General features: G+C 71.7%; 22 protein-coding genes. 12 read left to right on the top strand and 10 right to left on the bottom strand.

The window, feature by feature from the left end:
* The first annotated feature begins 110 nt into the window (after positions 1-110).
* Positions 111-2234, top strand: coding sequence for a helix-turn-helix domain-containing protein (locus Pmi06nite_RS30290; RefSeq protein ID WP_203956575.1), 2124 nt, complete (start codon positions 111-113; stop codon positions 2232-2234).
* Positions 2235-2247: 13 nt separating this feature from the next.
* Here Pmi06nite_RS30290 and Pmi06nite_RS30285 read toward each other — a convergent pair whose 3' ends face one another.
* Both Pmi06nite_RS30285 and Pmi06nite_RS30280 read right to left on the bottom strand, forming a co-directional pair.
* Positions 2248-3246, bottom strand: coding sequence for a CU044_5270 family protein (locus tag Pmi06nite_RS30285; RefSeq protein WP_203956574.1), 999 nt, complete (start codon positions 3244-3246; stop codon positions 2248-2250).
* Positions 3239-3853: an RNA polymerase sigma factor gene (locus Pmi06nite_RS30280; RefSeq protein WP_203956573.1), complete on the bottom strand. Its 615-nt coding sequence runs from the start codon at positions 3851-3853 to the stop codon at positions 3239-3241. The genes Pmi06nite_RS30285 and Pmi06nite_RS30280 overlap by 8 nt, the downstream gene beginning before the upstream one ends.
* Before the next feature lie 238 nt (positions 3854-4091).
* Here Pmi06nite_RS30280 and Pmi06nite_RS30275 point away from each other — a divergent pair, with 238 nt between their 5' ends.
* Both Pmi06nite_RS30275 and Pmi06nite_RS30270 read left to right on the top strand, forming a co-directional pair.
* Positions 4092-4652 (top strand): RNA polymerase sigma factor, encoded by a 561-nt coding sequence (locus Pmi06nite_RS30275; protein ID WP_203956572.1) that lies wholly within the window; start codon positions 4092-4094, stop codon positions 4650-4652.
* A gap of 44 nt (positions 4653-4696) precedes the next feature.
* Positions 4697-5146 carry a hypothetical protein gene (locus Pmi06nite_RS30270; RefSeq protein WP_203956571.1) on the top strand — a complete coding sequence of 150 codons (450 nt, stop codon included), beginning with the start codon at positions 4697-4699 and terminating at the stop codon, positions 5144-5146.
* A gap of 61 nt (positions 5147-5207) precedes the next feature.
* Here the strand turns inward: Pmi06nite_RS30270 and Pmi06nite_RS30265 are convergent, their stop codons facing one another.
* The 4 genes from Pmi06nite_RS30265 to Pmi06nite_RS30250 are packed head-to-tail and all read right to left on the bottom strand — an operon-like array spanning position 5208 to position 8287.
* Entirely contained in the window at positions 5208-5978 is a 771-nt protein-coding gene (locus Pmi06nite_RS30265; protein WP_203956570.1) for a peptidoglycan-binding protein, read from the bottom strand.
* A complete protein-coding gene (locus Pmi06nite_RS30260; RefSeq protein WP_203956569.1) occupies positions 5962-6129 on the bottom strand; it encodes a hypothetical protein in 168 nt (55 codons plus the stop codon). The genes Pmi06nite_RS30265 and Pmi06nite_RS30260 overlap by 17 nt, the downstream gene beginning before the upstream one ends.
* A 60-nt stretch (positions 6130-6189) precedes the next feature.
* A complete protein-coding gene (locus Pmi06nite_RS30255; RefSeq protein ID WP_203956568.1) occupies positions 6190-6585 on the bottom strand; it encodes a nuclear transport factor 2 family protein in 396 nt (131 codons plus the stop codon).
* Positions 6586-6610: 25 nt separating this feature from the next.
* The gene (locus tag Pmi06nite_RS30250; protein WP_239114297.1) at positions 6611-8287 is read right to left on the bottom strand and encodes a class I adenylate-forming enzyme family protein; all 1677 of its coding nucleotides are present in this window, start codon (positions 8285-8287) and stop codon (positions 6611-6613) included.
* A gap of 305 nt (positions 8288-8592) precedes the next feature.
* Here Pmi06nite_RS30250 and Pmi06nite_RS30245 point away from each other — a divergent pair, with 305 nt between their 5' ends.
* The 6 genes from Pmi06nite_RS30245 (at position 8593) to Pmi06nite_RS30220 (ending at position 15436) form a co-directional block, all read left to right on the top strand.
* Positions 8593-9126 carry a nuclear transport factor 2 family protein gene (locus tag Pmi06nite_RS30245; protein WP_203956567.1) on the top strand — a complete coding sequence of 178 codons (534 nt, stop codon included), beginning with the start codon at positions 8593-8595 and terminating at the stop codon, positions 9124-9126.
* Entirely contained in the window at positions 9123-9878 is a 756-nt protein-coding gene (locus tag Pmi06nite_RS30240) for an SDR family oxidoreductase (protein ID WP_203956566.1), read from the top strand. The genes Pmi06nite_RS30245 and Pmi06nite_RS30240 overlap by 4 nt, the downstream gene beginning before the upstream one ends.
* A complete protein-coding gene (locus Pmi06nite_RS30235; RefSeq protein ID WP_203956565.1) occupies positions 9875-10648 on the top strand; it encodes a VOC family protein in 774 nt (257 codons plus the stop codon). Before Pmi06nite_RS30240 ends, Pmi06nite_RS30235 begins: the two co-directional genes overlap by 4 nt.
* On the top strand, positions 10645-11712 hold the full coding sequence (locus Pmi06nite_RS30230) for an NAD(P)H-dependent amine dehydrogenase family protein (RefSeq protein ID WP_203956564.1): 1068 nt from the start codon (positions 10645-10647) through the stop codon (positions 11710-11712). Before Pmi06nite_RS30235 ends, Pmi06nite_RS30230 begins: the two co-directional genes overlap by 4 nt.
* On the top strand, positions 11709-13310 hold the full coding sequence (locus Pmi06nite_RS30225) for a long-chain-fatty-acid--CoA ligase (protein WP_203956563.1): 1602 nt from the start codon (positions 11709-11711) through the stop codon (positions 13308-13310). Before Pmi06nite_RS30230 ends, Pmi06nite_RS30225 begins: the two co-directional genes overlap by 4 nt.
* A gap of 197 nt (positions 13311-13507) precedes the next feature.
* On the top strand, positions 13508-15436 hold the full coding sequence (locus Pmi06nite_RS30220) for a Xaa-Pro dipeptidyl-peptidase (protein WP_239114296.1): 1929 nt from the start codon (positions 13508-13510) through the stop codon (positions 15434-15436).
* 88 nt (positions 15437-15524) lie between these two features.
* Here Pmi06nite_RS30220 and Pmi06nite_RS30215 read toward each other — a convergent pair whose 3' ends face one another.
* The 4 genes from Pmi06nite_RS30215 to Pmi06nite_RS30200 are packed head-to-tail and all read right to left on the bottom strand — an operon-like array spanning position 15525 to position 20852.
* Positions 15525-17048 (bottom strand): long-chain-fatty-acid--CoA ligase, encoded by a 1524-nt coding sequence (locus Pmi06nite_RS30215; RefSeq protein ID WP_203956562.1) that lies wholly within the window; start codon positions 17046-17048, stop codon positions 15525-15527.
* Positions 17049-17065: 17 nt separating this feature from the next.
* Positions 17066-18079 carry a winged helix-turn-helix transcriptional regulator gene (locus Pmi06nite_RS30210; RefSeq protein WP_203956561.1) on the bottom strand — a complete coding sequence of 338 codons (1014 nt, stop codon included), beginning with the start codon at positions 18077-18079 and terminating at the stop codon, positions 17066-17068.
* A 19-nt stretch (positions 18080-18098) separates the two neighbouring features.
* A complete protein-coding gene (locus Pmi06nite_RS30205) occupies positions 18099-19613 on the bottom strand; it encodes a carotenoid oxygenase family protein (RefSeq protein ID WP_203956560.1) in 1515 nt (504 codons plus the stop codon).
* 15 nt (positions 19614-19628) lie between these two features.
* Positions 19629-20852, bottom strand: a complete 1224-nt coding sequence (locus tag Pmi06nite_RS30200) for an acetyl-CoA acetyltransferase (RefSeq protein WP_203956559.1) — start codon at positions 20850-20852, stop codon at positions 19629-19631.
* A 98-nt stretch (positions 20853-20950) separates the two neighbouring features.
* Here Pmi06nite_RS30200 and Pmi06nite_RS30195 point away from each other — a divergent pair, with 98 nt between their 5' ends.
* The 3 genes from Pmi06nite_RS30195 to Pmi06nite_RS30185 are packed head-to-tail and all read left to right on the top strand — an operon-like array spanning position 20951 to position 23882.
* Positions 20951-22195 (top strand): acetyl-CoA C-acyltransferase, encoded by a 1245-nt coding sequence (locus tag Pmi06nite_RS30195; RefSeq protein ID WP_239114295.1) that lies wholly within the window; start codon positions 20951-20953, stop codon positions 22193-22195.
* Positions 22192-23076 carry an SDR family NAD(P)-dependent oxidoreductase gene (locus Pmi06nite_RS30190; RefSeq protein WP_203956558.1) on the top strand — a complete coding sequence of 295 codons (885 nt, stop codon included), beginning with the start codon at positions 22192-22194 and terminating at the stop codon, positions 23074-23076. The genes Pmi06nite_RS30195 and Pmi06nite_RS30190 overlap by 4 nt, the downstream gene beginning before the upstream one ends.
* The gene (locus tag Pmi06nite_RS30185) at positions 23073-23882 is read left to right on the top strand and encodes a DUF1295 domain-containing protein (RefSeq protein ID WP_203956557.1); all 810 of its coding nucleotides are present in this window, start codon (positions 23073-23075) and stop codon (positions 23880-23882) included. Before Pmi06nite_RS30190 ends, Pmi06nite_RS30185 begins: the two co-directional genes overlap by 4 nt.
* Positions 23883-23885 lie beyond the last annotated feature (3 nt).

Raw genomic sequence — 23885 nt, 5'->3', positions numbered from 1 at the left:
GAGTCCTTCTCACGGCGCGGGTTCGGTCATGGTGCGCCTCCGGGCGGCGTTCGCCCGATCTTGACGCGAGAGCGCTCTCTGGTCAAGGGTCCGTGAATGCGGAGTCAAGATTGCTTGAAAGATCCCTCACGTCCGCGGACGCGACGCTGTGCGCCGTCCCCTGCCGGACCGGCATGTATCAAAGCGGCGGCGGCCTGCTCTTCATTCACATGGAGGATCCTCGGGACAAGTGGCCGTTCGGCGGGCGCGGGGCCGAGCTCGACCTGATACGTGAAGCCCTTCACGGCGACCGCCGCGGCATCGTCGTCACCGCCGGCGCCGGCGCCGGCAGGAGCCGTCTCGCGGCCGAGTCCGTCGCCGGTCTCCCGCACGCCTGGGTCACCGGGACGCGCGGCACCGCGCCGCTTCGATTCGCGGCGTTCGCGCACCTGCTGCCCGGTGCGGCGGCCGACTCGCTGAGCCGGGCCGTCGACGCTCTGCGGCCGGTGCGCGTGCTCGTCGTGGACGACGCCCACCTTCTCGACGACGCCTCGGCGGCGCTCGTCCATCACCTGGTGGCCAACCGGCGCGCGCGCGTCCTGCTCACCCTGCCGGGCGGCGCCGCCGCCCCCGACGCCGTCCTCGCACTCGGGCGGCAGCACATGCTCTCCCACCTCCGCCTCGGCCCGCTGCCCGCCACGGAGGTGACCCAGGTCCTCAGTGCGGTGCTCGGTGACCATGTCGAGGCGCTGACCGCGCAGAGGCTCCGGCGGGTGAGCGACGGGAACCTGTGGCTGCTCCGCGAACTGGTCGTCGCGACGCGCGAGGCGGGCATGTTGCGGCGGGTGAACGGCGTGTGGCGGTGGCGTGGAGCCGTGCCCATGACGGGCCGGCTCAGGGACCTGGTCGGGGCCGCCATGGGAGAGGTCGACGGCGCCGAGCGGGAGGCGCTCGAGCTCGTCGCCTTCGGCGAGCCGGTCGACGCCACCGCCGCCGGGACTCCCGTCGCCCCGCTGGAGAGGCTGGAGGCGAGGGGACTGGTCGTGACCGACGACGCCCTTCTCGTACGGCTGGCCCACCCCCTGTTCGGCCCCGCCGTACGTGCCGGCGTCGGGCGGCTGCGCGCGCTCCGGCTGAGCCGTACGGCACGGCCTCAGGAGAACCTGGCGGCGGCGTTGTCGGCCCAGTGCGCGGAGCTGACCGCACTCGGTCACGCCGGCGACGTGACGCAGGTCGTCCCAGGCATCGGCGAGCGGCTCACGGAGGAGGACGAGGGCTGGGACGAACCCGGCATGGTCGACTTCTGCGCGCGCCGGGCCTGGATCGCCCGGCTCCGCGGCGAGCTCCGTGAAGCGGTGGCCTGGAGCACCGAGGGCCTGCGGCGCTCTCCCCTGCACGGGCCGTGCCTGGCGGAGCTGGCCTGCTCGGCCACCCAGTCCGGTGACCTGCTGACGGCGGAGGACGCGTTGGGCCGGTGGCCGCAGGACTCCTTACCCGAGTTCCTGGCCACGCCCGCCTCGTTCCTCCTCGCGCGGGCGTGGGTCTTCGCCACCCGGGGCGAGCAGGACGCCGCGGTGGGATCCGCCCTGGCGGCCGCCCGAGCGTGCAGGTCGGGCGCCCGCCTGCCGGATGGCCTCTTCGCGCTGCACAGCCTCGCCCGTTCCGGCGCCGCGAAACCGGGACCGCCGCTCGCGCCGCACGGTGACGGCCGGTTCACCGGCCCAGGATCAGGTGAGCTGTTCGCCCTGCACGACGTCGTACGGCTCGGCGCGCCCGGCCTGGTCGCCGATCGGCTCAGGCGGCTCGCCGACACCCTGCCGGGTGACCTCGCTCCCCTGCTCGCCGACCACGCCGCCGCTCTCGTGGCGGCGGACGGGCCCGCCCTGGACAAGGTGGCCAGGAGGCTGGCGGACCTCGGCCTGCTGCTGCATGCCGCCGAGGCGGCGGGCCACGCCGCGAAGGCCCACCGCGACACCCGATCCGCGGACGCCTCCATCGCCTACGCCTCGACGCTGGCCCAGGCCTGCCAGGGGGCCCACACCCCGGCGCTGCTCGACCTCGCGACCCCCCGCCTGACCCCGAGGCAGCGGCAGATCGCCGGCCTGGCGGCGGCGGGCCTCACCAACCGTGAGATCGCCAAGCGGCTGGGACTGTCCATCAGGACGGTCGCCAACCAGCTGTGCCGGGCCTACGAGAACCTCGGCAGCAGCGACAGGACCGCGCTGCGGCGGTTGATCAGTCTGGCCTCGGGCTGATCGACCGCGCACGTCACGCCCGGCGCCGGCCCGGCGCGGCGACCGCGATCACCTCGCTGCGGGTGAAGGAGGACAGGACGGTGCCGGCGGGACGGGCGGGCATGTTCCACGGATCGCCGGGCTTGCCGGTCACGTCGGGCTTCGGATTGACGGGACGCGTTCCGTCGCTCACCTCGGCCCACCCGATCATGCGATACGTCACGGGGTCGAGGAGCAGGGCATGAGTCGGGCTCGAGAAGACGCCGATGGCCGACCGGCCGGGGGCGTACTCCACCTTCGACCGGACCTCGACGCCGGGCAGCCGCCCCAGCGCCCGGTAGAGCGCGGCCTGGACGTGCGGCGGCGCGCCCGCCAGTGAGTTCCACACGAGTTGCTGGATGCTCCTGAAGGCGAACTCGTCGCGGCTGAGTCCGCCGTCCTCCGGCGGGGATCCGGCGATCTCGTAGAGGGCGGCGATCATCGCGTCCGGATCCGTCGGCAACGAAGTGAGCAGCCGGTAGGCGCCGAGCGGCGTCCCGTCACTCGGCCCGGTCCTGGTGTGTCTGTAGACGACGAGCTTGCCGGTCGCGACGTCGGCGTCCTTCATGCCGTCGAACGTCTCCCAGGTCTCGCTGGTGGTCAGGGCGCTTCCGTACTGGTAGCTGAACGCCTTGTAGTACAGCCACTGCGTGGGCGTGTATGCCCGCTTCGGCTGTCCCTCGACGGCCAGTGCCGCCTTGTTGAGCACTTCGGACGCCGCGCTCAGCTGGAACGCGGTGGGCCGGGGGGCGACGACGGCTCCGTCGTCGTGCGGGAACCCGACGACCACACCGGCGGCGGCGACGGCCGTGGCCAGGGTCAGGCCACCCGCGACGAGCAGGGGACGGCGAGGCAGGGTCCTGCGCGACCTCGCCGGCGTGGCGGCCGGTGAAGTGATCGCGGTGCGCAGGCGTTCCCTCCCCGCCGACAACCGGGCGGGCGAGGTCTCGGGGGCGTCGGCCCGCATCTCACGGACGAAGTCCAGGTCATTCATTGCCGATCTCCTCAGTGATGGAAACGGGGTTCTGTCCGCCGAGCGCGGCGAGCGCCCTCTTCCGGGCTCTGTGCAACCGAGACCGCACGGTGCCCGGCGCGATGCCCAGCGCCTCCGCCGTCTCCTCGTGGGAGAGTCCGGCCCAGGCGACCAGCAGAAGGACCTCCCGGTACTTCGGCGGGAGCCCGGCGATCGCGTCGGCGAGCCTCCGCTGCGCCGCGGCGGCGGACACCCGGTCGTCGACCTGGTCGGCGTAGGTCTGTGCCACCGGGTCGGCTCCCGTGCGGGCGAACGCGTGGAGCATCCGCGTCTCCGCGCGGCGGTGTTTGCCGATGAGGTTGGCGGCGATCCCGTACAGCCACGGCCGGGCGTCGGCCCGGTCGCTCCGGTAACGGCCCCGCTGGCGGAACGCGTCCAGGAAGGTGTCGGCGACCACGTCGTCGGCGACGTCCGCGCCGAGCCTGCGGGTCACATAGCGGTGGATGTGCGCGGCATGACGGTCGTAGAGGACCGCGAACGTCTCGGGCTCGCGCCCGGACCGTTCGATCACCTCGGCGTCGCTCAGGGTCTGCCGCGCCGTGGGGGGCGGATACGGCTCTGTTCTCATCCGGTCTCCGATTCTCGTGCGAGGCGCGCACCAGGTTCACCGGCTATCACCCGGACGGCCCGGATCCGTTCCCGACCAGATTCACCCCCCGCTTTCCGTGCCGTGAAGGAACGGCGGAAACCGCGTGCGGCACCCGGGAGGTCGCGGCCGATCTCGAACAGGTCTCGCTCCTCACACGGCAGGTCCCCCTCGTCGTACGATGACGATCCCGGATGCACCCGACGTAAGGGCGTGCCGCGTGGACATCGACTCGACCGGCGCCCTCTTCCAGGCCGCGGCCAAGGGAGACGCGGCGGCTTGGGAGGCACTCGTCGGCCGCCTCAGCCCACTCGTCTGGTCGGTCGTCCGCTCGCACCGGCTGATCGACGCCGACGCCCACGAGGTCTTCCAGACCACGTGGTTCCGGCTCGCCGACAACCTCACCCGGATCAGGGAACCGGACAAGGTCGGCTCCTGGCTGGCGAGCACCGCGCGCCACGAGTGCCTCAAGGTCATCCGCGGATCCCGCAGGGTCGTGCCGACCAGTGACGTGGACGTGCTGTCGCCCGAGGCCGACGACCGCTCCCCCGAGCAGGCCGTGCTCGACGCCGAGGAGGCCGCGGGGCAGGAGGCCGCGCTGCGCCGTGTCTGGCAGGCGTACGAACAGCTCTCCGACAACTGCAGGCGGCTGCTGCGGGTCCTGATGGCCTCGCCTCCGCCGAGCTACGCCGAGATCGCGGCCGGTCTCGGCATCGCGATCGGAAGCATCGGCCCGACGCGGGGGCGCTGCCTCGGTCACCTGAGAAGGTTGCTCACGTGATGACGCGGCGAACCGGAGGGCCGGCGACGTGAACGGTGACGTGCGTGAACGGTGACGTCGACGACGACGCGGAACTGGAGGGTGCGCTGCGGCGGGCCGCGGAGCTTCTCGACCCGGTGCCGGCCGCCCTCGTGGAGGTCGCCGTCGAGGCGTTCCGGTTCCGTACGGTCGACGCCGAACTCGCCGAGTTGACGTTCGACTCGATGGCCGGGACGGCGGCCGTCCGCGGCCCGGCGCAGGCGCGCGTGCTCGGGTTCGGCGGACAGGCGGCCGGCCTCGATCTGGAGATCACCGCAGCCGGGCCGTCCCGCCGTGTCATCGGCCAGGTGACGCCGCCGGCTCACGCGGTGGTGGAGGTCCGGGGGCACACCCCCGTGTCCGTCACCACGGACGCGCTCGGCCGCTTCATCGTGGACCGGGTTCCGCCCGGTCCGCTGAGCTTGCGCTGCCGCGTCGGCGACGTCGTCTTCACGACGGAGTGGGTCACCGTCTGACCGGACGGTGACAGACCGGTCGTGCAGGCGCGGCCCTCGCGGGCGGAGATCCGCGCGGAGGTCAAGCCTTGAGGCGGGCCTCCCACAGGGCCACCCAGGTCCGCTTGTCCACGACCCCCGTCGCGTCCATGCCCTGACTCTCCTGGAAGCCTCTGACGGCCGCCCTGGTGTCCGGGCCGAAGTCGGCGTCCACCCCGGCGGGCCCGAGCTTGAACCGGCGGCGGCGGAGTTTCTCCTGGACGCGCCGCACGTTCGCGCCCTTGTGCCCCTGCTGAACCGTGCCGGGGAACCCGGGAGCGTCTCCCAACTCGGCCAGCACGGCCGCGAGCGAGAGATTCGGGACGGACGGCCTGCCGTCGTACGCCGGGCGGCCGAAGCCGACCACGCAGGCGTTCGTCCGCCGGTTCCGCACACAGGAGTCGCCGATGTTGCCGTCGATCGTCTGGATGTCGCGCGCCGAGTGGACCTTCTCCACCGTGGCGACATGGTCGATGGCGTCGATCTTCTTGCCGCCCGCCCAGTCGAAGAAGACGATGTCGCCGGCGCGGATGCCGGCCGTCCCCGCGTGCCAGCGGCCGTTGTCCTTGAACCATTGGGCGTGGCCCACCGTCCAGGCGAAGTCGCCGACGACGGCGAGCATGTCCTTGCCGCCCGCGGCCAGCGCGCACTGCGCGACGTACATGTCGCACCACGCGCCCTTGTCCCAGGCGTCCGTGGGCCGCAGGTCCTTCCGCTCACGGAAGGAGGCCCCGAACACGGTCCTCCCGCCGGCGGGTTCCGCGTACCCGAGGTACCTGGTCATCTCCTTCAGCAGCTCACTGGGTCTCGGCATCGCGCGCCACCTCGCGATCGATCTCGTCATAGTCGGGCTCGTCGAAGTCCTGGGGCGGATCGTCGGGTGACGGCTCCGGCACAGGTCGCGGCTCAACCGGTAGGTGTTCTTCCATGTCCCCATATGACCGGCAGGTGGGCGTGCCGGTCATGAGTACCCCCCTACTCCTTCGGGGCCGACGTCGTCGGTGCGGCCCCGAGAAGCCCGCCCGTCAGTGCGCGAAGTCGGCGCCCAGGCCCATGCCGCGCAGCAGCGTCGGCCGGTCGTAGTACTCCAGCCACTCGGTGACGCGGCCGTCCTCCACGGACAGGACGCCCACCGCGGGCACCTCGCCGTGATGGCCCTTCACGTCGAACACGTCCCGCCGTTCGATGAAGACCCGGCCGTCGATGACGCCCATGGCCTTGATCTCCAGGGTGATCCGTTCGAGCCCGTCCGTCAGCGCGGTGAGCCGTCCGCGGATCGCGTCGTGGCCCACGATGGGCTCCTGCATGACGCTGTGCAGGACGCCGTCGGGCGCGAACAGGTCCACCACCCGCTCCCAGTCCATGGTGTTCCACGCCTCGACCATGTCGCGGGCGACTTGCAGTCGCGCGGCGTCGTCCATCTCGTCTCCTCCGCTGTCTCGGGTGTCAGGCGATCTCACGGCGGAGTTCGCGCTTCAGGATCTTGCCGACCGGGTTGCGCGGCAGGACGGTGCGCGTCTCCAGCCGCTCCGGCAGTTTGTAGGAGGCGATCCTGGCCGCCCGGAGGTGACCGAGAAGGTCGTCGAGGGTGACCTCGGCGCCCTCCTTGGGCACGACGACCGCGCAGACCCGCTCGCCCAGGACCTCGTCCGGATAACCGACGACGGCGACGTCGGCGACCCCGGGATGGGCGGAGAGCAGTCCCTCGATCTCCGCGGGGGCGATGTTCATGCCGCCGCGGATGATGAGGTCCTTGGCCCGGTCGACGTACCGGAGGAACTCGCCGCGCTCGCCGTCGATGACGAAGACGTCACCGGTCCGCAGGTAGCCCCGCTCGTCGAACGGATCGGGCAGGCGCTCGCCCTTGAGATACCCCGCGAAGACCGTCGGGCCCTTGAGACGCAACTCTCCCGGGCGGCCCGGCTCCGTGACCTCCTCGCCGGTGTCGGGGTCGACGAGCCTGACCGACACCTGGCGGGAGATCCGCGAACTCCACCTGACCCCCGGCACGCCGTACCGGGGGAAGTAGCGTGCCCGCTGCTCGGGATCGGGCACGTCGTGAGGGTCGGTCAGCAGCGCGATCCCCTCGTTCGAGCCGAAGAAGTTCACGATGCCGATGCCGTGGACGTCCTGCCAGCCCTTCACCATCGGGGGCGGGAGCGGCGCGGACCCGGACCCGATCAGGCGGAGCGACGAGATGTCGGCGCGGGCGAGGAGGTCCGCGCGTGCCAGCAGCAGGGACAGGAGCGCGGGCGGCGCCACCGTGTACGTCGCGCGCTCCTCGGCGATCTGCGCCAGGAACGTGGGCAGGTCGAACGGGTGATGCTGCACGAGCACGCCCCCGACCCGCAACCACGGCAGGAACATCCCGTTGATGCCCGCCATGTTCACCATGGGGAACGGGTTGAGCAGTACGTCGTCGCCGGTCAGCCGGGGCGCGTCCACGGTCGCCCAGCTCATCGCCAGCCAGTCGTAGTGGGTGCGCGGCACCCCCTTGGGCGTGCTCTCGGTCCCCGACGTCCAGCAGATCGTGACGCAGTCGTTCGGGTCCGCCGGGTGGGCGGCCGCGTAGTCCTCCACGAGCCGGCGCGCCTCCTCCGGGTCGGTCCCGGCGAGCTCCGCGTCCAGGTCCTCCCCGTACGCGAGGACCGCCCCCAGGCCGGGCAGGGCCGTACGGACCTCGTCGGCCGGCCGGCGGTCACCGGACCGCCCGACGGTGACGAACCCCGCGAACCCGGCGAGGGCTCCCAGTTCCGTCACCTCATGCTCGCGGTACTGCACCGGCAGCGGCGAGACCACGATCCCCAGCCGCCAGCACGCGAGATAGACGGTGACCAACTCGACGGTGTTGGGCAGTTGCACGCCCAGCACGTCACCGGCGCCCAGCCCGTGCCGGAGGAACACGGCGGCGAGCCGGTTCACCTCCGCCTCGAGCTCACGCCAGGTGAGCCGCCGCGGCGGGACCCCTAGCAGGTCGTCCTTGTTGCGCGGGTCCACGAGGGCGAGCCGGTCGGGGGCGGCGTCGACCCGGACGCGGAACAGGCCGTCCATCGTCTCGTCGCTCCACCAGCCGAGGCGGGTGTATTCCTCGACCCGCTCCCGCGAGTGCAGTCCCCGGGTCACCGGTGAGCTCCGGCGTCCTGGGCGCTGTGCGTTCTGTGCATCCGACGTCGCTCCCCTGCGAGTTCCGTACGGCTGGCGGCAGTGTGTTGCCGGTCACAGCGTTACTACAGCAGACAGAGTTACCGCGTCAACGGGTCACGCCCCGGCCGAAACTCGTCCGCAATCAACCCTGGCCGCTTAACTCTCTTAGTTGTAGCGTGATGCCTGGCCTGTCGGCCGCTCCCCCCGGACGGCGAGACGGCCGGACGGTGCGGTTGAGTCGGTGCGGTCAAGTCGGTGAGGTTGAGACGGTGAGGAGGCCAGGCGTGACGGACCGGTTGCGGGAACTGCTCGACAAACAGGACATCTACGAGGTGCTGGCGCGCTATCTGCGCGCGGTGGATCGGGGTGACGTCGCGGGCGTCTCGGCCTGCTACCTCCCCGGGGCGACCGAGGACCACGGCGGCGTGTTCAGCGGCAGCGCGGAGGACTACGTGGCGAGCGTCGCCCCGGTGGTGGCACATCCGCGCGGCCGGACCATGCACTGCATGACCAACGTGCTGGTCGAGCTGGGGGACGATCCGGACACCGCCCAGGCCGAGTCGTACGTGACGACGTTCACGCGGGTGCGCACGCCCGACGGGCACGGCCACTCGTTCGTCGGCGCCCGGATCATCGACAGGTTCGAGCGCCGCGACGGCCGCTGGGGCATCGCGCACCGCACGCTCGTGTGGGAGTGGAACCACGACGCGCCCGCCAATGAGACCTGGATCTTCGGCATGCTCGTCCCCGACCCGTCCGTGCTCGTCCGCGGCGGCAAGCACCCGAACGACCCGGTTTACGGCGGAGCGGCCCGATGATCGAGCTGACGGGCCGGGCCGCCCTCGTCACCGGCGGCAACAGGGGCATCGGCAGGGCGTTCGTCGAGGAGTTGCTGGCTCGCGGCGCGGCCCGGGTCTACGCGGGCACCCGCGACCCCGGCGACGTGGACACCGCGCTCGTCGAGGCCGGAGCGGTGCCGGTACGGCTCGACGTCACCGACCTCGGCCAGGTCACCGCGGCGGCCTCCATGTGCGCCGACGTGTCCGTCCTGATCAACAACGCGGGCCATTTCGCCAACCGGCGCCTGGTGCTCACAGACGATCCGGACGCCGCCAGGGCCGAGATGGAGGTCAACTTCTTCGGCACGCTCAACATGATCCGCGCGTTCGCGCCCGTGCTCGCCGCCAACGGCGGCGGGGCCATCGCCAACGTGCTGTCGGTGGCCGGGATGGTGCCGACCCCGTTCATGGGCGGCTACTCGACGTCCAAGGCCGCCGCGCTCTGGCTCGGCACCATCGCCCGAGCCGAGCTGGAACCGCAGGGCACGCAGGTCACCTCGCTGATCGTCGGCTCGGTCGACACCCGGATGGCCGCGCACGTGGACGGGCGCAAGGAGGATCCGCGCGACGTCGCGCGGGCGGGCCTGCGTGCGGTGGAACGCGGGGAGAGCGTCGCCGACACCGACTGGATGGCGGTCGACGCCCGTGCGCGGATGGCTCGCGACCCCGGCCGCTACGAGCGGCAACTGGCGAAGCTGCTGCACGCGTCCACGTTGCGAACGGGCCGATGAGCGCGCCCGAACTCGTGCAGGCGACCGTCGCGGTCCACGACCTCGCCGCCGCGGGGATCCGGGAACGGCTCGGGCTGGCTCCGGGATTCCCCGATCCCGAGCTGGCCGCCTGGGCGATCGCGAACGAGGTGCTGACGCTCGGCGACACCTACCTGGAGGTGGTCGCCCCCTCCGGCCCTCAGTCCCGCCTGCACCGCTTCCTCGAGGACGGCGAAGGCGGCTACCTGGTCGCGTTGCGCGTCCCCGAGGCGACGGCGCTGGCCGAGCGGTGCGCCGCGTCGGGCGTGCGGATCGTGCACCGGCAGGACCTCGACGGAGCGACGATCATCCAACTCCACCCCGGCGACCTCGGCGTCCTCGTCGAGGCCGACGAGATGCCGCCCGGACGCGCCTGGCACTACGACGCGTGGGACACCCCGGGCGTGTCTCCGGGGGCGCCGGCGGGCGACCTGGTCGCCGTCGACGTGGCCGTAGCCGATCCCGCCGCGACGGCGGTGTTGTGGTCGCGGCTGTTCGGCCTGCCCGTGGAAGGCGCCGCCGCGGAGAACAGCGCCGTTGAAGGCAGCACCGTTGAAGGCAGGACAGTGGAGGGCCCCGCAGTGGAGGGCGCCGCCGTGCGCGCCGGGCGTGGGCTGATCCGGTTCGTCCCCGTGACCGGCAGACGCGGCCTGGTCGCGCTGGACCTCCGGGCGTCCGAGGCGGGCGTGATCGAGACCGCCGGGCTGACCATCCGTCTCGTCCCTCATGAAGGGCCCGGAGGTGCCGCATGACCGTGCGCGTCATCCAGTGGGCCACCGGCGCCATCGGCAAGACCTGCCTGCGGGCCGTGCTCGACTCCCCCGGTCTCGAGCTCGCCGGGCTGTACGTCTACGGCGACCGCAAGGTGGGCCGCGACGCCGGCGCCATCGCGCGCCGTCCCCTCACCGGGATCGTCGCCACCCGCGACAGGGACGAGATCCTGGCGATCCCCGCCGACGTGGTCGTGCACACGCCGCGGCTGCAGGTGCCGTACGAGACGCACGACGCCGACATCCTCGCGCTGCTGCGTTCCGGCAAGAACGTCATCACCACGGCGGGCAATCACTTCCCGCGCGCGCACGGCCGCGAGCGCGAGGAGATGTTCCTGGCCGCCTGCGCCGAGGGCGGCACCACGCTGTACGGCGTCGGCATCAGCCCCGGCGTCATCGGCGAGCGCCTGGCCCTCGCCCTGTCCGGCGTCTGTCTCGAGCTGGACCGGATCGTCGTCGACGAGGTGCTGGACGCCACCCGGATGCCCGATCCGAACTTCGTGTTCGACGTGATGGGCATGGGCTCCGACCCCGCCGCGATCGACCTCACGGCGGGCGAACTGCCCCGGCTGTACGGCCGGCTCTACACCGAGACGCTGGCGTTCATGGCCGAACGCATGAGGCTCGCCGTCGACGCCTACGAGCCCGATCACCACATCGAGCCCGCCGTCCGCGACCTCGAGGTGGCGGCGGGGACCATCAGGAAGGGCACCGTCGCCGCCACCGAGTGGCGATGGCACGCGCTGTCCGCCGGCCGCCGTGTGCTCACCCTGTCCATCGTCTGGACCATGGACCCGGCCATGCCGCGCTACGCCGGGCGCGACCACTGGACGGTGAGCGTGACCGGCAGGCCGGGACTCACCATGACGCTGAACCTGGTCGAACCAGACGATCCGCACAGCAGGACCACCGCCGCGCAGTTCGTCACCGCGGGACCGGTCATCCGCGCGATCGGCGACGTCGTGGCGGCCCCGCCGGGGATCTTCGAGCCGCCGGTCTTCGCGCCGTACACCTTCAGCACCGAGGCCACCCAGGGGGCATCGTGAACACCTCGCTCAGAACCGGTCCGGACGCCGGTTACGCCCTGCACGCCGACGGCACCCGCGTCGACCGTCTGGCCGACATCGTGCGCCGCCGCGCGGCCGCCACCCCGGACCTGCCCGCCGTCATCGAGGCCGGCCGGGTCGTCACCCATGCCGAGCTCGATGAGCGTTCCAGCCGGGTCGCGCAGGCGTTGCTGGCCGACGGCGTCCGCGCGGGCGACCGGATCGCCTACATCGGCGTCAACGCCGCCTCGTTCCTCGAGGTCCTGTACGGCGCGGCCAAGATCGGCGCGATCGCCACCGCGGTGAACAACCGGCTCGCCCCGCCGGAGGTCGCGCGGATCCTCGCCGACGCCGAGCCCGCCGTGCTCGTGCTCGGCGCGGGCGACGAGCGCCTGACGTCCACGGCGGCGCCGTCCGTCGTCAGGGTCGTGACGGCCGAGCCGGTCGCGGGTGCGACGCCGTACGAGTCCTGGCTGGCCGGTCAGCCGCCGGTCGACCCGGACACGCGCCCCGATCCGGACGCGACAGCGGTGATCTTCTATACCTCCGGGACCACGGGGACGCCCAAGGGCATCATGCTGAGCGGCCGCAACCTCGGCCGGGCCCTGGCGACCATGCACCACGAGATCGACCTCGACGAGACGTCGGTGGCGATGGCGCCGATCCCGTACTTCCACATCTCGGGCTTCGGCCTGGCCCTGATCGCCGCCGTGAACGGGGCGGCCATCCTGCTGGAGAACGCCACGGCGCCCGAGGAGCTACGCGACCTCCTGATCGCGCGCCGGGTGTCCCACGCGGTCATGGTGCCGACGCTCATCCAGCGACTGGTGTCGCTCGACGGCGTCACCGCCCATGACTGGTCGGCGCTCAAATACGTGGTGTACGGCGCCTCGCCGATCCCCCTGCCGGTGATCGTCCGGGCGACCGAGACCATCGGCTGCCGGTTCATCCAGAGCTACGGCCTCACCGAGTCGACGGGCGGCGTGACCATGCTCACCGCGGCCGACCACCTGCCCGGCCCCGGTCAGGAACGGCGGCTGCTGTCGGCGGGCAAGGCCATGCACGGCGTGCCGATCCGGGTGGTGGACCCCGCGGCCCTGCCGGGCGAGATCCGCGACCTGCCGCCCGGCGAGCGCGGCGAGGTGCTCATCGGCGGCGGCCACGTGATGCTCGGGTACTGGCGCAATCCGGCCGCGACCGAGGCCGCCGTCCTGCCCGGCGGCTGGCTGCGCACCGGAGACGGCGGCTCGTTCGACGAGGACGGCTACCTCTACCTGCACGACCGCCTCAAGGACATGATCGTCAGCGGTGGGGAGAACGTGTACCCCGCCGAGGTCGAGAGCGTGCTCACCGCGCATCCGGCGGTGGCCGAGGTCGCCGTGATCGGGGTGCCGTCGGAGCAGTGGGGCGAGGTGCCCCACGCCGTGGTCGTGCTCCGGCCTGGAGCCGCACAGGTGGGCGCAGACGACGTCATCGCCTTCGCGCGCGAGCGCCTCGCCCACTTCAAGTGCCCGCGGGGTGTGACGTTCGCCGAGGCGCTCCCCCGCAACGCCAGCGGCAAGCTGCTGAAGAACCGCCTGCGCGAGACCCACTCCTGACCGTGGAGCACGCGGGAGGCGGGCCCTTGATCACCGGATGTGATCTCTCTTGATACACAGGGTGCACCTTCTGTCTCATATGTCACATACCGGCCGCAAGGAGGTGTACAAGACGTAAAGAGATCTTGTCAGGCCCCCAATGCGGGGTGAGAGTTGCGCGCGATCGTCCCTTTTTCCGGTAATCCGGGAGGATTTGCGTGCTCAAATCCCGTCGGCGAGGCGTCTCAGCCGCTCTCGCCCTCACAGCGGCACTGGCCATGGTCGTGGGGACCACACCGGCCGGCGCGGCGACACAGCCCAAGATCAAGGTCGAGCGAGGAGTCACCCAGCCGGTCTTCTCCTACGCCGACGCCATCCGCGAATACGTCTACGTCGAGTCGAGTGTCGACAGCGACGGCGACGGCACGAAGGACCGCGTACGCGTCGACATCATCCGGCCGAAGGAGTCGGACAGGGGGCTCAAGGTTCCCGCCATCATCGACGAGAGCCCCTACTACGACAACTCGGGCCGGGGCAACGAGGCGGAGCGCAAGACCTACGACGCCGACGGCAACCCGCTCAAGTTCCCCCTGTTCTACGACAACTACTTCGTGCCACGCGGCTACGCCGTGCTCAACGTGGACATGATCGGCACGACCAAGTCCGACGGATGCCCGGACATGGGCGGCAAGGCGGACGTCCTCGGCGGCAAGGCGGTCATCGACTGGCTGAACGGCCGCGCGAAGGCGTACGACGCCGCCGGGAAGCAGGTCAAGGCCACCTGGAGCACCGGCAAGGCCGGGATGATCGGCAAGTCGTACGACGGCACGCTCGCCAACGCGGTGGCGGGAACGGGCGTCGAGGGCCTGGTCACCATCGTGCCGATCAACGCCATCAGTTCGTGGTACCGCTACCAGCGGATGAACGGCGTCGTCTACAACTACAACTACCCGTCCTATCTCTCCAACGCCGTCGACACCGATCCGGACGCCAAGTGCGCGGCCGTACGGACGGGACTGGACGCGGCGGCCGGGGACGACACCGGCAACTACAACGCGTTCTGGAACGAGCGCGACTACCTTCACGGCTCGATCTCCGACGTGCGGAAGGTCCGCGCCAGCGTCTTCGCGGTGCACACGCTCAACGACCTCAACGTCAAAACCGACAACCTCTCCACCTGGTGGGACGCGCTGGGCGACAGGAACGTGCCGCGCAAGATCTGGCTCGGGCAGTACGAGCACGTCGATCCCTTCGACTACCGCCGTGACGTCTGGGTCGACACGCTGCACCGCTGGTTCGACTACTGGCTGCAGGGCGTCCACAACGGGATCATGAAAGAGCCGCGCGCCGACATCCAGGCCGCTCCCGACACCTGGATCACGCAGAAGGACTGGCCGGCCCCGCACACCGACGAGGTCGCGCTGCGCCCGGCCGCCGACGGCACCCTCGGCCTCACCAAGGCCGGCAAGGGCACGACGGCGACGTTCACCGACCTCAGGCAGTCGGAGAACGCCATGACCGCGGACGTGGGCACCCCGGCGGCGGGACGCGTCGCGTTCACGACCGGCGAGCTCCCCGGCGACCTGCGGATGTCCGGCACCCCCGAGGTGTCGCTGAAGGTCACGCTGGACAAGCCGACCTCCAACCTCACCGCGCTGCTCGTCGACTTCGGCGAGGAGGCCCGAGTGGACTGGCGGTCCGGCGGCGGCATCACGACGAACACCGACGAGACCTGCTACGGCGACAGCACGGCGACCGACGACGCCTGCTACCGGACGACCACCACGAACGTCGTGAGCCGGCCCCTGGAGATCGTGGCCCGCGGCTGGATCGACGTGCAGAACCGCGACTCGCTGACGACGTCGTCCCCCCTGCCTGCCGGGGAGTCCGCCACCGTCACGTGGGACACCCTGCCGCAGGACTACACCTTCAAGCAGGGCCACCGGCTGGGCGTGATCCTCGCGGGCACCGACTCCAGCTACTCCCGCGACACGGCCACCGGAGCCGCGGTGACGGTCGACCTGTCCAAGAGCAAGGTCACACTGCCGCTGGTGAGCGACAAGGGCGCACACGCCTTCGGCGGCAAGCACGGCTGGCACGGCCCCGGCAGGGTGGACCTGCCGACGCCGCAGGCACGCCTGTTCTGATCCGCTGACCCACCCTGTACGGCGGAGCCCGGTCCCGGGCTCCGCCGTACAGGTGCGCGGAGTCATCCGGCGGACCACGCTCCGCGCGTCAGCCGATGCGGCGCTCTGAGCTCTCCCACCACGGACGGCGCAGCTCCCGCTTGAGGATCTTCCCGGACGGGTTGCGCGGCAGCGCGTCGCTGAACACGGTCTTCGTGGGGCACTTGTAGTGCGCGAGCCGTTCCCGCGCCCAGGTCAGCATGTCGTCCTCGGTGGCCTCCGCGCCCGGTCGCAGCACGACCACCGCGAGCGGCGTCTCCCCCCACTTCTCGGACGGCACCCCGATCACCGCGGCCTCCAGCACGGCGGGATGCCCGGCGAGCACACTCTCGATCTCGGCGGGGTACACGTTCTCCCCACCGCTGACGATCATGTCCTTGAGCCGGTCGTGCAGGTAGAGGTAGCCGTCGGAGTCCATCGACCCGGCGTCGCCCGTCCGCAGCCAGCCTCCGGGGAGGAAGGCGGCCTCGGTCGCGGCGGCGTTCCGCCAGTAGCCGGTCGTCACACAGGGCCCGCGCACGATGACCTCACCGGCCGTTCCCGGCGCCGCCGTCCCGCCGGTCTCCAGGTCGAGCACCGCGACCTCCATGCCGGGGACGGCCCGGCCCGCCGAGCGCAACCGCCCCTCCACGGGGTTGTCCGGCAGGTGCTGGTCGGGTCCGAGCAGCGTGGTGACGCCGATCGTCTCCGTGAGGCCGTAGGACTGGAAGAACTCCGCGCCGAACAGGGCGACCGCCCGGCTCAGCAGGCTCTCCGAGATGGGCGAGGCGCCGTAGACGACCTGCCGGAGCGCGGAGAAGTCGGCGTCGCGGGCCGAGGGCAGCTCGGTCATGATCTGGATGACGGCGGGGACCAGCGCCGTGTGGGTCACGCGATGATCGACGAGTTGGCCGAGCATCGACTGGGGTGTCGGCTCACGGCACTGCACGAGCGTGCCCCCCTCGGCGATCGTGATGAGCGCCCACCCGGCCCCGGCGATGTGGTAGTAGGGGATCGGGACCATGCTGACCGTGTCGGGGCCGAGGGTGAAGCACGCGCCGAACAACTCGACGGCGGAGGCGAGACCGGCGGCGGTCACGTGCACGCCCTTGGGCCGGCCGGTGGTACCGGACGAGTACATGAGGACCACCAGCGCGTCGCCGGTCGCATCCCGCTTCGGGTCGGCGGGTTCCTGCCCGGCGAGCCACTCCTCGTAGTCGGAACCCACGGCGATGACCGGGACGTCCGCGGCGCCGCGAAGGGCCTCCACATGGTCGGGACCCGCCACGACCAGCGACACGTCCGCGTCGCCGAGGATCCAGCGCATCTCGTCGGGGGCCAGCCGGAAGTTCAGCGGGACGAGCACCACTCCGGCCTTTGCGGCGCCGAAGAGCAGTTCGAAGTATTCGGTCGCGTTCCTGTCGACGTAGCCCACCCGGGATCCCGGGGCGAGCCGGGCCAGTGCCGCGGCCACCCGGTCGGACCGTTCGGCCAGTTCGCCGTAGGTGAGGGCGCGACCGTCACCGGTCACCACTGGGGAGCCGGGGCTCCGCGACGCCGAGGAGCGCAGCAGATCGGCGATGCCTGAGGACACCTGGTCCTCCTTTCTCGTCAGGCCGGGCGTTCCACCACGACCTCGGTTCCGCGCAGCGGCACCGCACAGGCGTCGCAGGTGAGCTGTGCGTGGAAGTCACGGCCACAGGCGCGGTGGGTGTAGACGAGGGCGGGGCCCTCCTCCGCCAGGAACCATCGCTGGCCCCAGTCGATCGTGGTGATGACGACGGGGAAGAAGGCACGCCCCTTCTCCGTGAGGTGGTAGCTGAGCCAGTCGGCGCGCTCCGCGCTGGGGGCCTGCTCGAAGACGCCGAGGTCGCAGAAGGAGCGCAGCCGTTCTGCGACGATCGTCGGCGGCGCGCCCAGCCTCTGCTCGAAGTCGCGGAACCGGTGCAGGCCCTGGAACGCCGCACCCAGGATGGCCGCCGACCAGCGGTTGCCGATGAGGGCCATGGTCTGCGGGAACATCCCCGCGCCGCCTTCCGAGGTGGACCCGGATCGGCGGCGGGTCGTCGCGGCGGGGACCGACCGCTCCCAGGTGCCGCTCGGGCCGAAGCCGCCGGTGATGTCGCGCGGGCGCACCGCCTCGCCGCAGGCGGCGCACGAGAGGATGGGCAGGAACTCCTTGCCGCACGTCCGGTGGACCATGCGCGGCAGCGACTCGACGTGTTCGGGCACCCAGGCCGACTCCCAGGCCCAGATGGTCAGCAGCACCGGCCACAGGTCGCGTCCGCGCTTGGTCAGCCGGTACTCGAACCGTCTGCCCTGGCCCTCGTCCCCGGCCTTCTCGAGGATCCCCATGTCGGTCAGCGACGCGAGCCTGCGGGTCAGCACGGCGTGCGAGATGGGCATCGCCTTGCGCCACTCGCCGTACCTGCGGACCCCCATCAGCGCGTAGCGGAGGATGAGCAGGTTCCACTCGTCGCCGACGAGCCCCAGGGTGAGGCCGACGGCGTTGGCATGGCCTGCCGGCAGCCGGGTCGGCCGATCCGGTGGATGGACGAGCACGTGCGTCTCCGTCTGTCTGCGGTCCGGTCCGCCGTCGACGCGCCGCTCCGCCCGGGCCGTCATCAGAGCCCCCGCGCCCGCATCAGAGCCGCAGGGCCCGAACCGGGGAGTCGGCCTCTCGCCAGCCGGGGATGGAGTCCCCCGGCGCCCAGGTGGCGTGCGTTCCGCTGGAGACGCGCTCCGGCAGCCTGATCCTCGCCACCGGACCGTCGGCCACCCGCGCCGCGTCGAAGATCAGACACTCGGATCGATCTTCGTTCATGTCGGTCGTCAGCGTAACAAGATAGCCGTCGTCCTCGGCGGAGGCGCCGGAGCGCGGCGCCATCGCGGGCTCACTGCCGAACACGCCCTCGGGGAGGCGGAAGCGCTCCTCGCCGCCGGTCACGAGGTCGTGCCGGACCAGGCCGTCGAACAGGAACCAGCCCTTGGCGCCCGTGGCCGCGTAGGCGTACCGGTAGTTCAGGCCGCCGTAGGCGTTGTTGACCACGCCGAACTCGGTGATCGAGTCGGTCAGGCGCTCCTCGCGGCACCGCCCGGTCACCAGGTCGAGCCGCCAGCGGTGGAGCCTCGTCTGCATCCGGTCCAGCGCGAGGAAACGGAACATGCGCTGGTAGTAGCCGCCGTCGCCGGTGTCCTTCGGCTCGGGGTCGCCCTGGAAGAACCCGTCCAGGACGATCTCGTCGCCCTCTTCGTACGCGTTGACCCAGTGCAGGACGTACGTCGGGTCCGCCTCGAACCACCGCACCTGCGAGGAGTCGCCCTTGCGCGGGATGACGCCCAGCCGCGTCGGGAGCTCCGGGTGGAACCGGGCCGCGTACATGCCGCGCGCCATCAGCTCCGGCTCCCAGAACAGCGGGCAGTCGTTGAGGATCGCGTAGTTCTCGGTGAAGGCCATGTCGTGCGGCAGGCGCGGACCGGGCAACGGGATGTCCACATAGTGGCTGAGCCGGTCGTCCGCGCCGACGACGCCGTAGTGCATGTACGGCTCGTCCGTGCCGTAGTTGAAGAACAGCAGCTCACCCGTGCGCGGGTCGACCTTCGTGTGCGCGGAGACGCCGCGGTCGAAGGGGAAGCGGCCGCCCCAGTCGGCCTTGCCGAGCGTCTCCAGCGTGAGCGGGTCGAGCCGGTAGAGGTCTCCGCACTGGTAGAAGCTGGTCAGCGCCACGCCCGCGTGGACGACGACGTCGGTGCTCGACGCGTCCTTCATCCGGCCGCGCGCGCCCCAGCCGTCCTCGCGCGGGGACTTCGCGGGCCGCTCGGCGATGCCCGCCCACAGGGGCTTGCCCGCGTCCGCCTCGGCCAGGAAGCCGTCCGTGCGGATGAACCTGTTGCGGTAGAACGCCTTGCCGTCCCGGAAGCCCACGACGTGGACCATGCCGTCACCGTCGAACGGGTGGTAGCGCTCCAGCGCGGGGTGCACGGGGTTCTCGGTGTTGCGCAGGTAGACCCCGTCGAGGTCGGCGGGGATCTCGCCGACCACCTCCAGGTCGTCGGCGCGCCATTCCGTGGTCTGCGGCCGCCACGGCCCGGTCCGGTACGGATGATCGTCATCCTCCGGCAGGGTCGACAGGACCCTTCCGACGACGTCGACGTCCACGGCGTTCTCCCTCGCTCAGTCGGCGCCGACGACGAAGGCGACCGTCGTCGTCGTGCTGCCGCCGATGTTGAGCGTGCCGAACCGGCGCGCCCCCTCCACCTGGTAGTCCCCGGCCCGGCCGGTGACCTGACGCGCGGCGTCCAGCACCATCCGCACGCCGGTCGCGCCGACGGGGTGGCCGCCGCCGATGAGCCCGCCGCTCGGGTTCACGGGGATGCGCCCGCCGATCTCCAGGTCGCCGTTCTCGATCGCCTTCCAGCTCTCGCCCGGTCCCGTGATCCCGAAGTGGTCGATGGCCGCGTACTCCGACATGGTGAAACAGTCATGGGTCTCGATGCCGTCGAGGTCGTCCACGTCCGCTGTGCCGGCGCGGCGGAACGCGTCGAGCACGGCCCGCCGCACATGCGGCAGCACGTACGGATCGTCCGCGCTGCGCTCCAGCTTCTGCGCCAGCGGCAGGCCGACGGTGCGGTGGCCCCAGCCGAGGATCCGGGCGAGGGGCTCGCGTGCGAGGTCGGGCCTGCGGGCCAGGAACCGCTCGCCGACCAGGACCACGCCGGCGCCGCCGTCGGTGATCTGACTGCAGTCCGTACGGCGCAGCCTGCCCTCCACCACCGGGTTGGCGGCGTCGTCGGCCCGGAAACTGCCCTCGGTGAAGGTCCAGCCCCGGGTCTGCGCGTTGGGGTTGGCCCGGGCGTTGCGGAAGTTCAGCTCGGCCACCGCGCGCAGGTGGGAGTCGTCGAGGCCGTACCTTCGGTCGTACTCGTCGGCGAGGGCGCTGAACATGTACGGCCACATGAACCGGGCGTCCTCCCCCTCGTGCCCGACCCAGGCGGCCGCGCCGAGGTGTCCGGCCGCGTCGTCACCGGAGACCGTGCGCTCGAGTTCGAGACCGAGCACGAGGGCGCAGTCGTAGCGGCCGGCCTCGATGTCCGCCATCGCGGCGAGGGCGGCGACGCCTCCCGACGCGCAGGCGGCCTCGTGCCGCGCCGCCGGAGTATCCCAGAGCTCGGGGACGACCGTCGCCGGCATGCCGCCGAGTTGTCCCTGACCGGTGAAGAGCTGGCCGAAGGCGTTGCCGACATGGATCACGTCGACGTCTTCGGGTGCGAGGCGCGCGTCCTCCAGCGTGCCGCGCACCACCTGCCCGGCCAGCTCGGCGAACCCGTCACCGGCTCTGGACCAGTTGCGCGCGTAATCGGTCTGGAATCCGCCGAGGATCCACACGGCTTCCGGCATGCCCGCCACCTCCCTGCCTTCTCCCATTCTTACTACAACAATGAGAGTGTTCCGTCAACGAGAGGACCTTGCCGGGCAGGGGTATCGACACTACATTTATGAGAGTCAATGTCGGGCGGCAGAGAGGCGCGATCGTGTCCGACGTCTACGTGCTGGAGTATGTGCGGACCCCTCGCGGCAAAGGCTCCGCCCGCGGTTCCCTCCACCACCGCAGCCCCGTCGACCTGGTCGCCGCGCTGCAGCAGGCCATCGTCGAGCGCACCGGCCTCGATCCCACGGCCGTGGAGGACGTGGTGGTGGGATCGGCATCGCAGGTCGACGAGCAGGGCGCCAACCTGGCTCGCACCGCGACCCTCCTGACCGGGTGGGGCGACGGCGTCCCCGGAGGCACGATCAACCGTTTCTGCGCGTCCGGCATCGACGCCGTCGCCCAGACCGCCGCGCGGATCCGCTCGGGCGACCTCGGCCTCGCCGTCGCCGGAGGCGTCGAGAGCGTCTCGCGCGTCCCGATGTTCAGCGACCGCGGCCCGCTGTGGTCGGACCCGGAGACCGTCAAGCGGGTCGGTTCGATCCACATGGGCGTCGCCGCCGACCTGAACGCGACCATCGACGGCTGGCGGCGTGAGGAACTCGACGCCTACGCGGTGGAGACCCACACCAAGGCCGCCGCCGCATGGGACCGCGGCGACTACGCCCGCTCGGTCGTCCCGGTGCAGGGCGCCGACGGCACGGTCTTCGACCGCGACGAGCTGATCAGGCCCGGCACCACCGCCGCGGCCCTTGCCGCGCTGCCTCCCGCGTTCGAGGAACTGGGTGCCTCCGGCCAGGACGATCTCGCGGTCGCCGCCCACCCCGAGGTCGGGGCGATCTCCCACCTGCACACGGTCGGCAGTTCCCCCGCCCTCGCCGACGGCGCGGCACTCCTCGTGCTCGGCACCGAGGAGCAGGCGCACCACCAGGGCCTGCGGCCACGTGCCCGCGTGATCGCGTCCGCGACCGCCGCCGTCGACCCGGTGATCATGCTGACGGCCGGTCAGACAGCGGTCGAGAAGGTCATCGCCAAGGCGGGGCTCAAGCCGTCCGACATCGACGTGTTCGAGTTCGCCGAGGCGTTCTCCGCGTTGTGCCTGCGGCTGCGCCGCGACCTCGGGCCCGGGCCCGACCGGCTCAACCCGGCCGGAGGGACCATCGCCATGGGCCACGCCTTCGGCGCCACCGGAGCCATCATGGTCGGCGGCTGCGCCGACGCGCTCGACAGGCTCGGCGGCAGGTACGGCGTCGCCGCCGTCAGCGGCGCGGCCGGACTAGGCGTCGCGGTCCTGATCGAGCGGGTGCCCGCGTGAGCTCCCTCGACGGGCGCGTCGTCGTCGTCACCGGTGGAGGCCGGGGCCTGGGCCGGGCGTTCGCCCTGCACCTGGCGGGCCTCGGCGCGCGACTGGTGGTCAACAACCGCAACCGGGTGGTCGACGAGAACGGGCTCGGCCCGGCCGACCATGTGGTCGAGGAGATCCGCTCCGCGGGCGGGGAGGCGGTCGCCGAGCACGGCGACGTGGCCGATCCCGCGACCGCGCGGCGGCTGGTCGAGTTGGCGACCGGCACCTGGGGACGGATCGACGCCTGCGTGACCAGCGCCGCCGTCAGCGCGCCCGCGATGTTCCACAAGTCCACGCCGGAGGCGTTCGAGGCCGTCATCCGGACGAATGTCCTCGGCACCGCCCAGGTCGCCGCGGCGTGCTCGGCCGTCATGCGCGAGCAGAGACACGGCCGCATCGTCATGGTGGCCTCCACCGCCGGCCTGCACGGCGAGCCCACCGTGTCCGCGTACGCCGCGAGCAAGGGCGCGGTGATCGCCCTCGGCCGGACGGTCGCCGTCGAAGGCGCGCCGCGCGGTGTGCACACCAACGTGCTCCTGCCCTACGCGCTGACGCAAATGACCGAGAACGGCATGGCCGGCGAGCATCGTCACCTGATGGACCCCGAGGCGGTCGCCCCCGTGGTGGCGGCGCTGTGCGACCCGTCGTGCGAGCTCAACGGCGAGGTGATCGTCGCCGCCGGGAGCGGGCTGCGCGCCTCCGACTCGGTCGAGTGGGGCACCGTGCCCGCGTCCTGCTCCGGCCCCGCGGAGCTGGCCGACCTGCTCGGGCGCAGCCGCAAGGGCCCTGTCCACCGCTACACCAACGCCAGGGACGGGTTCCTGGACTTCGCCGCGGAGATGACGCGATGACGGGACTGCTGACCAACCTGCTCGTGACGGCGCTCGCCGTCGTGGTGACGATGCTGGCCACCATGGCGTACGCGCTGCGGACGGGCACCCAGAGCATCATCGACACGATCTGGGGCCTCGGCTTCGTGGTGATCGCGGCGGTGAGCTTCGTGACCTCGCAGGTGCTCGGGGACGGGCTCGACGGGCGGCGGATACTCGTGCTCGTCCTCACCGCGCTGTGGGGAGTGCGGCTCGGGGCGCACATCCACGCGCGGAACCGGGGCACGGGTGAGGATCCTCGTTACGCCGCGCTGATGCGCAGGAACACCAGCCCCGTCATCCCCTACGTGATCAGGACGATCTACTGGCCGCAGGGCGCCATCATGTGGGTGGTGTCGCTGCCCGTCCAGGTCGCGATGTACGAGACCGCGCCCCTCGGGATCGTCACCTGGCTCGGCGTCGCCGTGTGGCTCGTCGGCCTGCTCTTCGAGACCATCGGCGACCTGCAACTCTCCCGGTTCAAGGCCGACCCCGCCAACCGGGGGAAGGTCATGGACCGCGGCCTGTGGGCGTGGACCCGCCACCCCAACTACTTCGGCGACGCGACCGTGTGGTGGGGCCTGTTCCTCGTCGCCTGCGCGCACTGGGCCGCCCTACTCACCGTCGTCTCACCGCTCCTGATGACCCACATGCTGGTCAACCGCAGCGGCAAGGCCCTCCTTGAGCGCCGGATGGCCCGCTCACGCGGCCCCGAGTACGCCGACTACCTGGCCAGGACGAGCGGGTTCCTCCCCCGCCCGCCGCGCAGGAGCCGCGCTACGCCGTGACGG

The sequence above is a fragment of the Planotetraspora mira genome (assembly GCF_016863275.1).
GTDB lineage: Bacteria > Actinomycetota > Actinomycetes > Streptosporangiales > Streptosporangiaceae > Planotetraspora > Planotetraspora mira.
Note: the sequence above shows the minus strand (reverse complement) of the source record. Positions and strands in the feature narration are given on the sequence as shown.

What these genes read in the sequence shown, in the direction of transcription:
- Pmi06nite_RS30285 (WP_203956574.1), bottom strand. Translation starts at nt 3,246, where the DNA reads ATGAATGACCTGGACTTCGTCCGTGAGATGCGGGCCGACGCCCCCGAG.
- Pmi06nite_RS30280 (WP_203956573.1), bottom strand. Translation starts at nt 3,853, where the DNA reads ATGAGAACAGAGCCGTATCCGCCCCCCACGGCGCGGCAGACCCTGAGC.
- Pmi06nite_RS30265 (WP_203956570.1), bottom strand. Translation starts at nt 5,978, where the DNA reads ATGCCGAGACCCAGTGAGCTGCTGAAGGAGATGACCAGGTACCTCGGG.
- Pmi06nite_RS30260 (WP_203956569.1), bottom strand. Translation starts at nt 6,129, where the DNA reads ATGACCGGCACGCCCACCTGCCGGTCATATGGGGACATGGAAGAACAC.
- Pmi06nite_RS30255 (WP_203956568.1), bottom strand. Translation starts at nt 6,585, where the DNA reads ATGGACGACGCCGCGCGACTGCAAGTCGCCCGCGACATGGTCGAGGCG.
- Pmi06nite_RS30240 (WP_203956566.1), top strand. Translation starts at nt 9,123, where the DNA reads ATGATCGAGCTGACGGGCCGGGCCGCCCTCGTCACCGGCGGCAACAGG.
- Pmi06nite_RS30235 (WP_203956565.1), top strand. Translation starts at nt 9,875, where the DNA reads ATGAGCGCGCCCGAACTCGTGCAGGCGACCGTCGCGGTCCACGACCTC.
- Pmi06nite_RS30230 (WP_203956564.1), top strand. Translation starts at nt 10,645, where the DNA reads ATGACCGTGCGCGTCATCCAGTGGGCCACCGGCGCCATCGGCAAGACC.
- Pmi06nite_RS30210 (WP_203956561.1), bottom strand. Translation starts at nt 18,079, where the DNA reads ATGACGGCCCGGGCGGAGCGGCGCGTCGACGGCGGACCGGACCGCAGA.
- Pmi06nite_RS30200 (WP_203956559.1), bottom strand. Translation starts at nt 20,852, where the DNA reads ATGCCGGAAGCCGTGTGGATCCTCGGCGGATTCCAGACCGATTACGCG.
- Pmi06nite_RS30195 (WP_239114295.1), top strand. Translation starts at nt 20,951, where the DNA reads ATGAGAGTCAATGTCGGGCGGCAGAGAGGCGCGATCGTGTCCGACGTC.
- Pmi06nite_RS30185 (WP_203956557.1), top strand. Translation starts at nt 23,073, where the DNA reads ATGACGGGACTGCTGACCAACCTGCTCGTGACGGCGCTCGCCGTCGTG.